Origin of the sequence: Pseudoalteromonas sp. '520P1 No. 423', assembly GCF_001269985.1 — a bacterium.
Classification (GTDB): Bacteria; Pseudomonadota; Gammaproteobacteria; order Enterobacterales; family Alteromonadaceae; genus Pseudoalteromonas.
Genome location: NZ_BBZB01000001.1, coordinates 3,008,972 through 3,025,087, shown reverse-complemented (window position 1 = coordinate 3,025,087; position 16,116 = coordinate 3,008,972). Strand labels below are relative to the sequence as shown.

Here is a 16,116-nt window from a genome sequence, read left to right as displayed (position 1 = left end):
TAGATTTCCTCAGGCACTGACTATTGGGTTTACCGAATATAATTTATATTAAAGTTTAAACTTTGATATAAAGCTACAAAACGGTCGGGTATGTTACATTTTTTTTGCGCTGATCTGCTTATGTAAAGGCGAAATCATTGCACTTTTGGCTATAAAACCTTGCCAACAATTAGGCAAAGCCTCCAGAACGCTTTGTGCTTGAGCTTGTGTTTTAAAGCTAGCAAAACAACATGCGCCTGTGCCTGTCATTTTCGACGGTGCGTATTTTAACAACCACTGGAGGGTTTGATCAACCTCAGGATAGTATTTTTTAACCAATTCTTCACAATCATTGTCTATTTTAGACATTTGCCAGTCATCTTTGAGCTTTGGAGTATCACGAGGGAGGTCTGGATGGTTAAATATTTTAGCTGTACTGATATGTATGTTTGGATGAACAACAACATACCATTGTTCTTTTAAATTCACAGGTTTGAGCTTTTCGCCTATGCCTTGTGCGATTGATGCTTCCCCTTTAATAAACACAGGCACATCAGCGCCAAGTTTAATGCCTATTTCACATAGCGTGTCTATTGATAGATTTGTTTGCCATAATATATTTAAAACAACTAACGTTGTTGCTGCATCTGATGATCCGCCACCAACACCTCCGCCCATAGGTAATATTTTATCTAATGAAATATTTGTACCTAAAGTGCAGTTCGTTTTATTTTGTAATGCTTTAGCGGCTTTGATTATTAAATTATCTTCAAGTGGTACATCACATAATCCATCAATAAGTGTGATTTTTTTGTTATTAGTGACTTCAAAATTTAGATGGTCGCCATAATCTAAAAATACAAATAAAGTTTCTAGCTCATGATAGCCATCTGGGCGGCGTCCATTTATATGTAAAAATAAATTTAATTTTGCGGGGGCGATAAAAGTCATATTTGTATCTATTTGCATTAATTGAACTGCCATGAATGAATTTGCATTTTAATTTTAAGATCGTTTCTTTCTAAATTAAGTTTAGTAGGCAACCATACACCATTATTTTTTACATAATTGTTATATGTCACTTGCCAAGTATCGCCCTGAGAATCTTCAATTGTGGCTAACATAATACGCTCGAAGTTATCATATTTAATATGTGCACTGTCTGGGCGACCTTTTAACCAATTAGGCGCATCATTAAGAGGGAAAGATAAATCAGTGAGACGATTTAACATGTTTTGGGCATTCTTATCTCTAAAAGTTTTGCTATCATAGTCTAACTGCGCATGTGAATTTGTTTGCACTAAAGACAATATTTGAGTACCAATGAAAGTGGTGAGCTTTAGCTTATAATCAGGCGTGCTGCTACCTCCATTATTTTGCCAAGTGAAATTAGCTGAATGGCGTTCTTTTTTACTAATAAAAGCCAATTTACCGTTTGCTTTCCAGCTATCTTGATTATCTAAATGGACTTGCCAATCAGAAAAAATGGTCTGCTTATCGGGTATTGTGCTGACACAGCCCGAAATAAATAAAAAAAACATGAGCAAAATCAAATATAATCGCATCTATTTGTGTTCCTTCCTTTCCTTATTCGAATGATTTTCGTAAAATTCGTTTTTTATAAGTTCTATTGCGCACTTTAGAAAGTGTACAATTATAAATATCGTTTAATAGGTCTTTTTTTTATGAATCTGGTTGTACTAGGTATTAATCACAAAACAGCATCAGTAGATTTACGAGAAAAAGTAGCTTTTTCTGTAGAACAACTCGAGTTCGCTTTGAAGCAAATGCTTAATTCTTCAGAGTTTCTAGAGACTGTGATTGTTTCTACCTGCAATAGAACCGAAATCTATTGTAGCCTTGAGAGCGATAATTCCCAAATATTATTAGCTTGGTTAGCCGATTTTCACCATTTAACCGAGACAGAATTAAGCCAACATACATATTGTTATACAAACGAAAAGGCTGTTTCACATTTAATGTGTGTTGCGTGTGGGTTAGATTCCTTAGTATTAGGTGAGCCGCAAATCCTTGGCCAAATCAAGCAAGCTTATCAAAATGCAAAAAACCAATCTTGCGTGGGTGTTTTACTTGAGCGTTTATTTCAAAAAACCTTTTCTGTTGCAAAGCAAGTCAGGACAGAAACAGATATCGGTGCCAGTGCTGTATCTGTTGCTTATGCCGCAGTAAGTCTTGCAAAGCATATTTATGGTAAATTAGATAAAATTAAGGTGTTATTAATTGGCGCAGGTGAGACAATAGAATTAGTTGCGCGGCATTTACAACAAAATGGTTGTGAAAATATGACCGTAGCTAACCGAACTATTGCACGCGCACAAACTGTTGCGGATGAATTTGGCGCTAATATTGTTTCTTTAGCACAAGTGCCTGAACAATTGATACAGTCTGATATTGTGATCAGTTCAACAGCAAGTACTTTGCCAATAATAGGTAAAGGTGTGGTAGAGCAAGCATTAAAAGCACGCCGATACAAGCCAATGCTTTTTGTCGATATTGCAGTGCCAAGAGACATTGAAAGCCAAGTAGGCGAACTTAATGATGCCTACTTATATACGGTTGATGACTTACAAGCAATTGTAAATCAAAATGTGCAAAGCAGACTAAAAGCTGCTGAAGAAGCTGAAGAAATTATTGTTTTGAAAGTAGCTGAATTTAAAGTTTGGCTCAAATCACTTGATTCTGTTGACTTAATTCGCGAGTACCGCTTGCAAGTTAATGGTATCAAAAATGAATTAGTAGAGCGTGCAACAGCACAGCTTGGAGCAGGAAAACCTGCTGAAAAAGTGATATTGGAATTGGCTAATAAATTAAGTAATCGTTTAATGCACGCACCTACGCGTTCTATTAAACTGGCTGCTGAAGATGGGCAGCTAGCCCAGTTAGTCCAATTAAAAAATATTTTAGGTATAGATGATTAATCATCAAAAAAAGAATAGGCAGTTAAAGTAAATGAAAGAGTCGGTTTATCATAAGTTAGAAACAATTGAAGAACGTTATGAAGAGGTTCAAGCACTATTAAGTGACCCTTCAGTGATCAGTGATCAAAATCGTTTTCGTGAACTGTCTAAAGAGTATTCTGAGTTAGAAGAAGTTGTAAAAACATTTTTAGCTTTTAAAGAAGCGCGTGAAGATATTTCAACTGCTGAAGAAATGCTTAAAGATTCTGATCCAGATATGCGCGAAATGGCGCAAGAAGAATTTAAAGCGGCTAAAGTAGAAGTCACAAAATGTGAAGACCAATTGCAAGTATTAATGCTCCCTAAAGATCCACGAGATAAAAATAACGTATTTTTAGAAGTAAGAGCAGGTACTGGTGGTGATGAAGCGGCTATTTTCGCAGGTGATTTATTCCGCATGTATAGCCGTTATGCAGAAACACAAAAGTGGAAGTTAGAAGTTGTAACGACTAATGAAGGCGACCATGGCGGTTTTAAAGAAGTAATCGCACATATTACAGGTGATGATGTATACGGTAAATTGAAATTTGAATCTGGTGCCCACAGAGTACAACGTGTTCCAGAAACTGAATCACAAGGTCGCGTACATACCTCTGCATGTACTGTCGCTGTAATGGCTGAAATCCCTGAAGCAGAAGCGATTGAGATAAAATCTTCAGATTTAAAAGTTGATACATTCCGTGCATCTGGTGCCGGTGGTCAGCACGTAAATAAAACCGATTCTGCTATCCGTATCACACATATACCAACAGGCGTTATTGTTGAGTGTCAAGATCAGCGTTCACAACATAAAAATAGAGCACAGGCTATGTCTGTTCTTGGTGCACGTTTACAGCAAGCTGAAGATGAAAAACGTCAAGCAGCTGAAGCAAGTGAACGTCGTAATTTAGTAGGTACAGGTGATCGTTCAGATCGTATTCGTACTTATAACTATTCTCAAGGTCGTGTAAGTGATCATAGAATCAACCTTACACTATATAAACTTCATGAAATTATGGCTGGTGATTTAGGCGCCGTAATTGACCCATTAGTACTCGAAAACCAAGCAGACCTTCTTGCTGCAATGGGTGAACAATAATCGTGATTGAAAACAACATGACGATTCAAAAGGCGTTGGCTACTGCAGCCAACGCCTTTTTGGCTTTACCAGAAGATAAAAAATCAGATACCATTAAATTAGATACTGAAGTTTTATTATTAGCCTGTATTGAAAAAACACGCACTTATTTGTTCACTTGGCCAGAAAAACGACTAACGGACGAACAACAAAAGTGCTTTTTTGAAATGGTTGAAAGGCGTAAGTTAGGTGAACCTGTTGCACACATTGTTGGTTTTCGAGAGTTTTGGAGCCTGCCTTTAGAAGTAAATGCACAAACTTTAATCCCACGACCAGATACAGAAACATTAGTTGAGCAAGTTTTAGCACTTGAAATAGACCGTGATATTTCTTTACTTGATTTAGGTACTGGTACTGGCGCAATCGCATTGGCAATTTCGAGTGAATATCCAAATTGGCATGTGACTGGATGTGACAGAATACCTGCGGCAATTGAATTGGCTGAACGTAATCGTCAAAGGCTTAATACTGATAATCAATTTGATAAAGTACAATTTATTCAAAGTAATTGGTTTAGTGCTTTTAAAGATCAAAAGTTTGATGTGATAGTGAGTAATCCACCTTATATAGAGCCAAATGACCCACATTTAAATCAAGGTGATGTCTGTTTTGAACCATTGAGTGCATTAGTAGCACAAGATGATGGCATGGCCGATCTAAAGCATATTATTGCACAAGCAAAGTCCCATCTAAATGAAAATGGCACGCTATTATTAGAGCATGGCTATAATCAATCTAAACTAGTAAGTGATTTTTTGAGCAAAATGGCTTATAAAGGTATTAAGACCTTTACTGATTTATCCGGAAATGATCGTATTACAGTTGCACAGTTAGGCACTAAGTAGAGTTCAAGTTATAAAGGAGTATCAAATGGCAGAAGACTTTTTATTTTCTAATGAGCCTGAAGAAGAAATAGAAACCATTGACCAAGGCACATGGAAACTGATTATTGTAGATGATGAATCAGAAGTTCATGCAGTAACTAAACTTGCGTTGAGTGATTTTAAATTTCAAGGAAAGGGGCTTGAATTTTTAAGTGCTTATTCAGGAAAGGAAGCGCAGGAACTGATTGTTCAACATCCTGATGTTGCGATTGTTTTACTTGATGTTGTTATGGAAACAGATGACGCAGGTCTTAAAGTTGCTCAGTATATTAGAGAAGAAGCTAAAAACAATCATGTTCGAATTATCCTTAGAACCGGACAACCAGGTCAGGCACCTGAGCGCCAAGTAATTGTTAACTATGACATAAACGACTACAAATCAAAAACAGAACTCACAGCACAAAAATTATTTACTGTTGTTATGTCAAGCCTACGCTCATACCGTGATATTTTATCTATAGAGCAATCGCGTCAGGGACTTGAGAAAATAATTATTGCATCAAGAGATATTTTTTCAGCTCATTCGATGGAGAACTTTATTTATGGTGTTATTCAACAATTAACTTCAATTATTGGCACTGTTGATGAAGCTATGTATGCAACAACTTTAGTTGCAAGTAATCCAATAGAAAATGGTAGTGAAAATAAATTAATTGTTTTTTCAGGGCAAGGTGAATTTGAAGAATCTGAAGGAAAATTGCTTGAAGAGGTACTGACAGGCGAGCAGCTAAATGCGTGTAAACAATCCTTAAGAGAAAAAAGCATTGTTTATAAAGATAATTATTTATTTGCTTATTGCTCAAGCGAATGCAATCACAATTCAATGCTCTATGTTTCAGGCGTGCCAAAAACACTGACACCTTCACATAAACATTTAATAGAAATTTTTGCTCAAAATGTACAAGTCGCCTATGAAAATATTCAGTTGCAATCAGAAGTTGAAGATACGCAACGAGAAATTGTTTATAGACTCGGAGCAGCTGTTGAACAACGCTCTAGTGAAACGGGTAATCATGTTAAACGCGTTGCTCATATCTCATGTAAACTAGCTAGTTTATATGGTTTATCTGATGTCGAAAGTGAAATATTAAAACATGCCGCACCTTTACATGATGTCGGTAAAATAGGTATTCCAGATACCATAATTCATAAACCTGAAGGCCTTAATAGCGATGAATGGGATTTGATGAAATCACATTCTGAGAAAGGCCATCAAATTTTGAAAAACTCACGTCGTTCAATTATTAATGCTGGAGCAATAATTGCGCGAGATCATCATGAAAAGTGGGATGGAACAGGGTACCCACGTGGCATAGAAGGAGAGAAAATACACATCTATGGCAGGATAGTTGCCTTAGCGGATGTTTATGACTCATTAAGGCATAATAGATGTTATAAAGAAGCGTGGGATTTAGATAAAACATTGAATGAAATTCAAAAACAAAAAGGCTCACATTTTGAGCCTAAACTCGTAGATTTATTAACGAGTAATATTCAATTTTTTGAAACAATATTAGTAACAAACCAAGATAGTTAAATAACAAAGGGGCAGTTGAAGTAAATGAGTTATATGGCAATAAAACATATGCATCTAGCATTTGTTGTTTTAAGCATAATATTATTTTATGTAAGAGTAATATCGAGAATTAATAATTGGCAACTAGCAAAAAATAAAATTTTATTTATTAGCAGTCATATTGGAGATACCGTACTTTTAATTAGTGCGTTTTCTTTGGTTTATATGGCAGGACTCAACCCTTTAGAGCACTCATGGTTATTAGAAAAAATAATCTTTGTTATTGGTTATATTGGGTTAGGTTTTGTTTTATTAAAACAAGAAACTAAAAGTAAACAATTTATGTTTTTAGGCTTATGTACAGTATGCCTATGTTTAGTTGGATATTTAGCGGGTTCTAAAAACGCTTTTATTCTTTAAGTCTATACAAATAGCGATTGGGTGATTATTGCAGTCGCTAGTTTCATTTTTACATTCCAAATCCATTCCATAAACAAATATTCCTCAACTTGTTTAATTGATGAAGTCGTTAATTACTTATTCCTAATGAAATTGCAGCCAAACATAGGTAGACTATAGTCCTTTTGAGATTTATAGAGTTGTACAGGTATTGAAGTCAGATATCTGGTTTGATGATCATGAACAAGATTATGATCAACTAGACCCAATACATGCCTGCTTAAAAGCAGAGCAAAGATGGCTTGCGATAACAAATGTTAGAAAATATTTACAGATATTGGATGACCTTGTAGTTGAAGCTAAACAAATAGTAAGCGCTTGTAGTACAAAACATGAAGCTTTAGATACTATCGTCGATCATTTTTATAGTGACTGGACCTTTAGTGGTACTAGTCAAAAAATTGAAGAAACTAAATTAAATAGCTTGTCATATTCTTTGGTTTATCGAACGGGTACTGATTTACCATTAGCACTCATATTGAAGCATGTCTTATTTAATCTTGATTTTGATGTGTGCATCGTGGTGTTTGAATCAAGTTTGATGCTTAATGTAAAAATGAGTCAAGATGAAGGTTATTTAATTGATCCAGCTTCGGGACAACAATCTTGGTACTTAAAGCCTGAGAATCTATCAGTTGAAGAAAATTCTGATTCATTTCAAATTGTGCCAGAAGATAATTTATATAAATTATTTTTAGCTCATCAAAAATGGGCATTTATTTCTGAAAATAAGCACTATCAAGCACTTAATTGTATTGAACTATTAATGACAATTACAGGAGATGATCCTTATGAAAGAAGAGATAGAGGTTATTTGTTAAGAAGCATAAATTGTTCTCAGATGGCCAGAGAAGATTTAGAGTATTTTATTAGTGAATGCCCTGATGATCCTGCAATTGAATTGATTCAAAATCAGCTTGAAGAAATGGAAAATAATATAAATACAATCCATTAAAAACTAAACCATATAAATAGGTTGTTAAAGTTAAAAGTGGGATTAATCGAAATATAATTAGGAGAGAAAATGGCTGACACACACTCAGCTCTGATCACGAATGATGCTGTTGTTCTTGGTTTATTAGCAATTATTTTAGGTTTTATTTTTAAGACATCAAGTAGTCAAAATTCGTTTTGGGTGAAGTTTTACAAATATGTCCCAGCGTTATTATTATGTTACTTTTTACCTTCGCTATTAAATACGTTTGGCATTGTCGATGGACACAGTTCAAATGTTTATTACGTGGCATCACGATTCTTATTACCCGCTTGTTTAATTTTATTAACTATCAGTATTGATTTAAAGGCGATTCTTAATTTAGGACCTAAAGCCTTAATCATGTTTTTAACCGGTACTTTAGGCATTGTCATAGGTGGTCCCATCGCGATATTAGTGATGAGTGCAATCAGCCCTGAAATTGTAGGCGGACATGGTCCAGATGCCGTATGGCGTGGCATGACAACCGTTGCAGGGAGCTGGATTGGTGGCGGTGCAAACCAAGCTTCAATGAAAGAAATGTTTGAAGTAGGTGGTGATATCTTTTCGGTCATGGTTACTGTTGATGTGATCGTTGCAAATATGTGGATGGCAGTTTTATTATTAATGGCTGCTAACCATAAGAAAATAGATGCAAAAACGGGTGCCGATACATCTGCGATTGAAGATTTAAAGACTCGCGTTCAAAAGTATCATGCTGAACATGCGCGTATGCCAACTTTAAATGATTATATGACAATCATTGCTATTGCTTTTGGTATTACCGGTTTTGCCCATTTTGCTGCCGATATTTTAGGCCCATACTTTGGCAATAACTTTGCTTGGGCAAGTGAATACAGTTTAAATAGTAAATTCTTTTGGCTAATCGTGATTTCTACTACGATAGGTATTAGCTTATCATTTACTAAAGTGCGACATATTGAAGCATTTGGTGCATCAAAAGTCGCTTCAAGTTTTTTATATATTTTAGTTGCTTCTATTGGCCTACATATGAATGTAACAGCGATGTTTGATAATCCTGGCTTATTTATTGTTGGCGGTATTTGGATGCTGATCCACGCATGCTTAATGTTATTAGTCGCTAAACTAATCAAAGCACCACTGTTTTATATGGCTGTTGGCTCACAAGCAAATGTAGGCGGAGCAGCATCGGCACCCGTTGTTGCAGCGGCTTTTCACCCATCACTTGCGCCAGTAGGTGTTTTATTGGCTGTATTAGGCTATGGCGTAGGCACATATATGGCTTATATTTGTGGACTAATGATGCAAGCAGTTGCACCTTAAGGATAAAAAATGAATAAAAATATTATTAATGTACAATCAGTAGAAGTCGCAAATGATAAACCATTTGTTTTATTTGGCGGCATGAATGTATTAGAGTCTCGTGATTTAGCGATGCGTATCGCTGAGCATTATGTTGAAGTGACGCAAAAATTGGGGATCCCATACGTTTTTAAAGCGTCATTTGATAAAGCAAATCGCTCTTCAATTAACTCTTACCGTGGCCCAGGCATGGAAGAAGGCTTAAAGATTTTTGAAGAAATTAAAAATACCTTTAATGTGCCTTTAATTACTGATGTTCATGAACCACACCAAGCATTAGCGGTTTCAGAAGTGGTAGATGTCATTCAGTTACCTGCATTCTTGGCCCGTCAAACAGATTTAGTTGTTGCTATGGCAAAAACGGGTGCGGTTATTAACATTAAGAAACCACAGTTTTTAGCACCTCATGAAATGCGCCATATCATTAAGAAGTTTAATGAGGCTGGGAACGATAAAATTATTTTATGTGAACGTGGTTCAAGCTTTGGTTATAACAACTTGATAGTTGATATGTTGGGTATGGATGACATGAAGCAACAAGCACCTGTTATATTTGATGCAACACACGCTTTACAACGCCCTGGTGGTCGTGCTGATTCTGCTGATGGTCGACGTGCACAAGCAACAGAACTTGCTAGAAGTGGAATTGCATTAGGAATTGCAGGATTATTTATTGAAGCCCATCCAGATCCATCACAAGCTAAGTGTGATGGTCCTTGTGCATTACCTTTAGCTAAATTAGAAGCTTATTTAACACAAATGAAAGCAGTAGATGATTTAGTTAAAAGTTTTGAGCTACTAAATACCGCAGAATAATTTAAAAATCTTATCAATAAAAAAGAGCTTAACAGCTCTTTTTTTGTTTATAACGATACGCAATTAATTGTGCGCGTTTAGTAATTCTCGTGCATTAGTTAATGTGGCTTTACTAATATTATTACCACCTAATAAACGTGCAATCTCATCAGTACGTCCGCTTTTATCTAGCGCTAGCATTTGAGTTGAAGTTTGTTGTCCATCGGTCTGCTTTGAAACAAAAAATTGCTGGTGGCCAGAACTGGCAACTTGCGGTAAATGTGTTACACATATAACTTGAGTAGACTTGCCAAGTTGGCGTAATAATTCACCTACAGAAGCCGCTGTTGGACCAGATATACCCACATCCACTTCATCAAAAATCAGTGTAGGTGTTGTAACTTTACCTGCAATAATAACTTGTATAGCAAGACTAATTCGAGATAGTTCACCACCAGACGCTACTTTAGCTAAAGCTTGCAAAGGTTGGCCTGGATTTGTTGATACTAAAAACTCTATGCTATCAGAGCCGAATTTATTAGGTGTTAAGTCACTTTGGTAGTGCAAATCTATTTTAAAACAACCATGTTCCATAGAGAGTTGATGCATGCTTGAACTTATCAACTTATTCAGTGTTTGCGCTGCTACTGAACGACTATCACTCAGTAGTTTAGTTTGTAATTGATAATCAGCCAAAGCATCTGAAATTAAGTCTTCGAGTTCTTCAATTCTGGCATTATTAGAACTAATATTATTAAGTTTTGCCACTAAATCTTGGTGTAGTTGGTATAAGTCCTCCGGCTTAGTATGGTGTTTTCTTGCCAAATTTAAAGCTTGGCTCATACGTTCTTCTACTTCAATAAAACGACTCGGATCGCAATCAGTATTATCTTGATAATGTCTAATTTCTGTTGCAGCTTCTTCTATTTGAATACTTGCCTCTATTAATAATTCACTAATAGGTGACAATGCTTTATCAATAGAAGCAAGTTCAGAAAATTGATTTGCACTTTGTTGTACAAAAGTAAAAGCATTAGCGCCATCTTGATCATATAGTTGTAATAATTGCTGTTGGCATGCACTAATTAATGTCTGGCCATGACTTAGTTTTTTATGCTCACTTTCTATCTGTTCAAATTCATCTTCTTGTAAGGAAAACTCATCTAGCTCTTGAACTTGATATTCAAGTAGCTGAAGTTGCGCTTGCTGCTGTGCGTGTTGTGCACTCAGTTGTTTAAATTCTTTTTTTAGTTTGCTGTAAACACCATAAGAAATACTAACATTATGTTGTAAATCTCCGTGCCCAGCATATTCATCTAATAAATGTAATTGATGTTCAGATTTAGTTAAAAGTTGATGTGCATGTTGGCCATGAATTGAAATTAAGTATTGGCCCATTGTTTTTAGTTGACTTGCAGTGACTGCAATACCGTTAATATATCCTTTGCTTCGGCCATTTTTGTTAACTACTCGGCGTATTAAACATTCAGTATCACTGATCAGATCATTATCTTCTAAGAATTGCTTTGCTTCAGGAAGGTTATGAATATCAAATTGCGCACTTACTTGCGCACGTTCACAACAAGGGCGTACAACTGAAGCTTCTGAGCGCTCCCCTAAACATAATGATAAAGCATCGATGGCGATTGATTTACCAGCACCGGTTTCTCCCGTAATGGTTGTCATTCCAGGGCCCCACTCGGCATTCAGTTTATCAACGATTGCAAAATTTTCGATTTCGAGAGAAATTAACATGCTGTTTATCCATACAGTAACTATACTGGTAATTTATACAGTAAAATTAAATTTAGCAAGTGTAAGATTAAAATTTTTTAATATTGAAAGTAAAAAACTGGTAAAAAATATAGAATATAATGACTTTTGGCTTTTAACCTGCTGATAATAAATATAGGAAATTACAAATGAACATAGATCTCAGTCAATCTCTAAAGCAGTGGTTTGGTTTTGATTCTTTTAGGCAAGGCCAGAAACAAACAATAACACAGTTATTAAATGGTCAATCATCATTAGCTATTTTCCCTACTGGATCAGGCAAAAGTTTGTGTTATCAATTAAGTGCAATCCATTTACCACATCTAACACTTGTTGTTTCACCCTTATTAGCTCTAATGAAAGACCAATTAGAATTCTTAGCTAAGAAAGGCATAAAAGCGGCGAGCATTGATTCCACTTTAACCGCTGAGAAAAATAAGCAAGTAATGAGTGATGTACGTTCAGGTTATACCAAAATTTTAATGGTTTCTGTTGAGCGTTTTAAAAATGAGCGCTTTAGGCAGTTTATCCAATCAGTTAATGTATCTATGTTAGTGGTTGATGAAGCACACTGTATTTCTGAATGGGGGCACAATTTTAGGCCTGATTATTTAAAACTGCCAGATTATAAAAAGCAACTTAATATCCCTCTAACGCTACTTTTGACTGCAACAGCAACAAAAAAAGTTAAAAAGGATATGGCTGAGCGTTTTGACATCTCACAAGAGCATGTTATTCAAACCGGTTTTTACCGTGATAATCTCGATTTATCAGTTATTCCTGTATCTACTAATAATAAAAATAAAATGTTACTTGATGTGGTTCATAGTCAATCTGGTTCAGGCATAGTTTATGTCACTTTGCAGCATAGTGCTGAGCAAGTTGCACAATTTTTAAAGTCTCATAATATTAACGCATGTGCTTATCATGCTGGTTTTGATAGTGAATTACGCCAAAGTATTCAAAATGATTTTATGGCAGATAAAATTCAAGTGGTGGTTGCGACAATCGCATTTGGTATGGGTATAGATAAGTCGAATATACGATTTGTGATCCATCATGACTTACCTAAATCAATTGAAAACTATTGCCAAGAAATAGGTAGAGCAGGGCGAGATGGGCTCAAGTCTCAGTGTTTTACACTTGCTAATTTAGATGGTCTAAATACAGTTGAGAATTTTGTATTTGGTGATACTCCAGAAAAAAATGCAATCAAATTTATAATCGACAATATGTTTGATGAGAACGATAAAGGTCAGTGGGAACTTCAAACGACTGGTTTATCTAATGCAAGTAATATTAAACAACTGCCACTTAAAACATTATTAGTTCAGCTAGAGCTAATGAATGTTATTAAACCTATGTACGCTTATTTTGCAGAATTTAAATATAAGTATTTGCAAGACCGGCAACTGATTTTATCTAGATTCTCGCAAGAAAGGGCAGTATTTCTATCTGAAATCTTTAACCACACACAGTTTAAAAAAGTATGGGGGTCACTTAATTTTGATGCTTTATATCAAAACTATGGTAGTGATAGAGGCAGAGTAGTTGCTGCTTTAGATTATTTAGCGGAACAAGGGTTGATTGAACTTGAAACTAAACGTATTACAGAAGTGTTTAATATTGATGTAGATAAGTTAAGTGAAGGCGATATAGTGCAAAATCTTTATGATTATTTTACCGATAAAGAACAAAAAGAAATTAAACGAATAGCGACACTTGTTAGGTTTTTTGAGCTTAAATCATGTTTAAGTCACAATTTGTCTTTGTACTTTGATGATTATAATTCACCTGAAAACTGCGGACACTGTAGTGTATGTAGGGGTCAGGTTGCAAAATTAACATATTCAACAAATGTTGACTTTCCACAAGATGATTTTTTAATTAAAGCATTAGCTGAATTTAAAAATCACTTAAGTGATAAAGTTGCTCATGAATTGACTATAGGTATATATAGTAGATTTTTAGCAGGGATCAGTATTCCACTATTTGCTAGAAATAAAGTAAAAAAGCTATCGGGTTTTGCTTGCTGTGAAAACTTAAGATTTGAAGAAATACAACAGAAAATAAGTAAGTTACATTTTTGAGAGTTTTGTAATCAATTATCTATTTGTTTTTACTTAACTTAAAAAGTCCTAAGCCTGCTTTAGGACTTTTTAACAGAAATTGAGATTTTCTCTTGAATTAAATTTTTGCTACCCCATATATATTTTATAAATGATACTAACTACACATGCCTGGCAGTAAATTTGTTTGGGTATGATTTAATATAGATATATGGAAACCTCAATGACGGCTGAATTAAATAAAGAAAACCATTCGTTTGGAACAGATGCAAAACAAATCCTAAATTTAATGATCCATTCTTTATATTCAAATAAAGAAATTTTCTTACGTGAGCTTATCTCAAACGCATCAGATGCAGCAGATAAATTACGTTTCTTAGCTCTTTCTGACGGTAATTTATATCAAGGTGACGCTGAATTAAAACTTACGATCAGCACTGACGAAAAAGCGGGCACAGTAACTATTTCAGATAACGGTATTGGTATGAACCGTGATGAAGTGATTAGCTCATTAGGTACTATCGCAAAATCAGGCACAGCCGAGTTTTTTGAAAACTTATCTGGAGACCAAGCGAAAGATTCACAATTAATTGGTCAATTTGGTGTTGGTTTTTATTCTGCATTTATCGTTGCCGATGCAGTAACAGTGCGCACGCGTAAAGCAGGTGAAGAAAAAGCTGTTGAATGGCATTCAAAAGGCGAAGGTGAATACACGCTTGCTGAAATTGAAAAAGAAGCACGTGGTACTGAAATTACACTTCATTTAAAAGAAGAAGAAAAAGAATTTGTAGATGGCAATCGTCTACGTGGCATCGTAACTAAATATGCTGATCATATTTCTATCCCTGTACAAATGTTTAAAGATGAGGTGCCTGAGTCTGAAGGTCCTGATGGCGAAAAAATTGCTGCAGTACCAGCTCAATGGGAAACAATAAATAAAGCAACAGCGCTTTGGACTTTAGATAAATCAGAAATTGAAGAATCTGAATATAAAGAGTTTTATAAGCATGTTAGTCATGATTGGGAAGAGCCTCTAACTTGGACACATAACAAAGTAGAAGGTAAATCTGAATATACTAGCCTACTTTATATCCCTAAAAAAGCACCGTTTGACCTATGGAATCGTGACCATAAAAGTGGTTTAAAACTTTATGTTCAACGTGTATTCATTATGGATGATGCTGAACAGTTTATGCCAAGTTACTTACGTTTTGTTAAAGGTTTATTAGATTCTAATGATTTACCACTGAATGTATCTCGTGAAATATTACAAGATAACAAAACAACACAAACAATTCGTAAAGGTTGTACTTCTCGCATTCTTAAAATGCTTGAGCGTATGGGTAAAAACAAAGCTGAAGATTATCAAGTTTTCTGGAATGAGTTTGGTCAGGTGATCAAAGAAGGCCCGGCTGAAGATGCAGTAAACAAAGATGCAATTGCTAAACTATTACGCTTTGCTTCAACAGATAATAATGAATCAATTCAGAGTGTTTCTCTAGCAGATTACGTATCTCGTATGAAAGAAGGACAAGATAAGATTTATTATGTTGTAGCAGATAATTTTGCAGCAGCTAAGAGTTCTCCACACTTAGAAATCTTCCGTAAGAAAGGCATTGAAGTATTATTAATGTCAGATCGTGTTGATGAGTGGATGATGAGCCATTTAACTGAGTTCGATTCTAAACAGCTTACTTCTATCACGCGTGGTGATTTAGATTTAGGTGATCTTGATGATGAAGAGAGCAAAAAAGAGCAAGAAAACTCAGAAAAAGAAGTTGAAGGTTTAGCTGAACGTATTAAAACAGTATTAGGTGAAAAAGTTAAAGAAGTTCGCTTTACTCACAGATTAACTGATTCTCCAGCATGTGTTGTAGCTGATGAAAATGATATGAGTTCACAAATGGCCAAGTTAATGGAAGCAGTAGGCCAAGGCGCACCAGAAGCGATGCCTGTTTTTGAACTAAACCCTGAGCATCAATTAGTGAAGCACCTAAATGATGAGCAAGATGAAGATAAATTTGCACAATGGTCTGAAGTTTTATTAGACCAAGCATTATTGGCAGAACGCGGCAGCTTAAAAGATCCAGCTGGGTTTGTTAGCCGTTTAAATAAGCTAATGTTAGATTTAAGCAAGTAAGATTGCTTAAAATTTAATGAATAAAAAAGGAAGCCTTGCTTCCTTTTTTAATTTCTACAACTTTTGGCGAATTTCCTTCAAAGTTTCTT

The 16,116-nt window shown here is 35.3% G+C and carries 13 protein-coding genes; 10 read left to right on the top strand and 3 right to left on the bottom strand.

The window, feature by feature from the left end; all coding sequences use genetic code 11:
- Positions 1-93: 93 nt before the first annotated feature.
- A complete protein-coding gene (gene ispE, locus PSA_RS13765) occupies positions 94-948 on the bottom strand; it encodes a 4-(cytidine 5'-diphospho)-2-C-methyl-D-erythritol kinase (RefSeq protein WP_042148846.1) in 855 nt (284 codons plus the stop codon).
- Positions 948-1,520: a lipoprotein insertase outer membrane protein LolB gene (gene lolB, locus PSA_RS13760; RefSeq protein ID WP_042148712.1), complete on the bottom strand. Its 573-nt coding sequence runs from the start codon at positions 1,518-1,520 to the stop codon at positions 948-950. Before lolB ends, ispE begins: the two co-directional genes overlap by 1 nt.
- A gap of 144 nt (positions 1,521-1,664) precedes the next feature.
- On the opposite strand from lolB, the gene hemA reads away from it, so the two are divergent.
- The 8 genes from hemA (at position 1,665) to kdsA (ending at position 10,066) form a co-directional block, all read left to right on the top strand.
- The gene (hemA, locus tag PSA_RS13755) at positions 1,665-2,918 is read left to right on the top strand and encodes a glutamyl-tRNA reductase (RefSeq protein WP_042148715.1); all 1,254 of its coding nucleotides are present in this window, start codon (positions 1,665-1,667) and stop codon (positions 2,916-2,918) included.
- 31 nt (positions 2,919-2,949) lie between these two features.
- Positions 2,950-4,035: a peptide chain release factor 1 gene (gene prfA / locus PSA_RS13750; protein ID WP_042148718.1), complete on the top strand. Its 1,086-nt coding sequence runs from the start codon at positions 2,950-2,952 to the stop codon at positions 4,033-4,035.
- Positions 4,036-4,052: 17 nt separating this feature from the next.
- Positions 4,053-4,919 carry a peptide chain release factor N(5)-glutamine methyltransferase gene (gene prmC / locus PSA_RS13745; protein WP_042148851.1) on the top strand — a complete coding sequence of 289 codons (867 nt, stop codon included), beginning with the start codon at positions 4,053-4,055 and terminating at the stop codon, positions 4,917-4,919.
- 25 nt (positions 4,920-4,944) lie between these two features.
- Positions 4,945-6,495 carry a response regulator gene (locus PSA_RS13740; RefSeq protein WP_042148721.1) on the top strand — a complete coding sequence of 517 codons (1,551 nt, stop codon included), beginning with the start codon at positions 4,945-4,947 and terminating at the stop codon, positions 6,493-6,495.
- Between the two features lie 24 nt (positions 6,496-6,519).
- Positions 6,520-6,894, top strand: a complete 375-nt coding sequence (locus tag PSA_RS13735) for a SirB2 family protein (protein ID WP_042148724.1) — start codon at positions 6,520-6,522, stop codon at positions 6,892-6,894.
- Between the two features lie 190 nt (positions 6,895-7,084).
- Positions 7,085-7,888, top strand: coding sequence for a tetratricopeptide repeat protein (locus PSA_RS13730; RefSeq protein WP_042148727.1), 804 nt, complete (start codon positions 7,085-7,087; stop codon positions 7,886-7,888).
- A gap of 69 nt (positions 7,889-7,957) precedes the next feature.
- Entirely contained in the window at positions 7,958-9,211 is a 1,254-nt protein-coding gene (locus PSA_RS13725) for a DUF819 domain-containing protein (protein WP_042148730.1), read from the top strand.
- 9 nt (positions 9,212-9,220) lie between these two features.
- Positions 9,221-10,066, top strand: coding sequence for a 3-deoxy-8-phosphooctulonate synthase (kdsA, locus tag PSA_RS13720; RefSeq protein ID WP_042148734.1), 846 nt, complete (start codon positions 9,221-9,223; stop codon positions 10,064-10,066).
- Between the two features lie 63 nt (positions 10,067-10,129).
- Here kdsA and recN read toward each other — a convergent pair whose 3' ends face one another.
- Positions 10,130-11,800, bottom strand: coding sequence for a DNA repair protein RecN (gene recN / locus PSA_RS13715; RefSeq protein ID WP_042148736.1), 1,671 nt, complete (start codon positions 11,798-11,800; stop codon positions 10,130-10,132).
- 167 nt (positions 11,801-11,967) lie between these two features.
- Between recN and PSA_RS13710 the strand changes: the two genes are divergently transcribed.
- Both PSA_RS13710 and htpG read left to right on the top strand, forming a co-directional pair.
- On the top strand, positions 11,968-13,908 hold the full coding sequence (locus PSA_RS13710; RefSeq protein WP_042148739.1) for an ATP-dependent DNA helicase RecQ: 1,941 nt from the start codon (positions 11,968-11,970) through the stop codon (positions 13,906-13,908).
- 202 nt (positions 13,909-14,110) lie between these two features.
- On the top strand, positions 14,111-16,027 hold the full coding sequence (htpG, locus tag PSA_RS13705; protein ID WP_042148742.1) for a molecular chaperone HtpG: 1,917 nt from the start codon (positions 14,111-14,113) through the stop codon (positions 16,025-16,027).
- Positions 16,028-16,116: the final 89 nt, after the last annotated feature.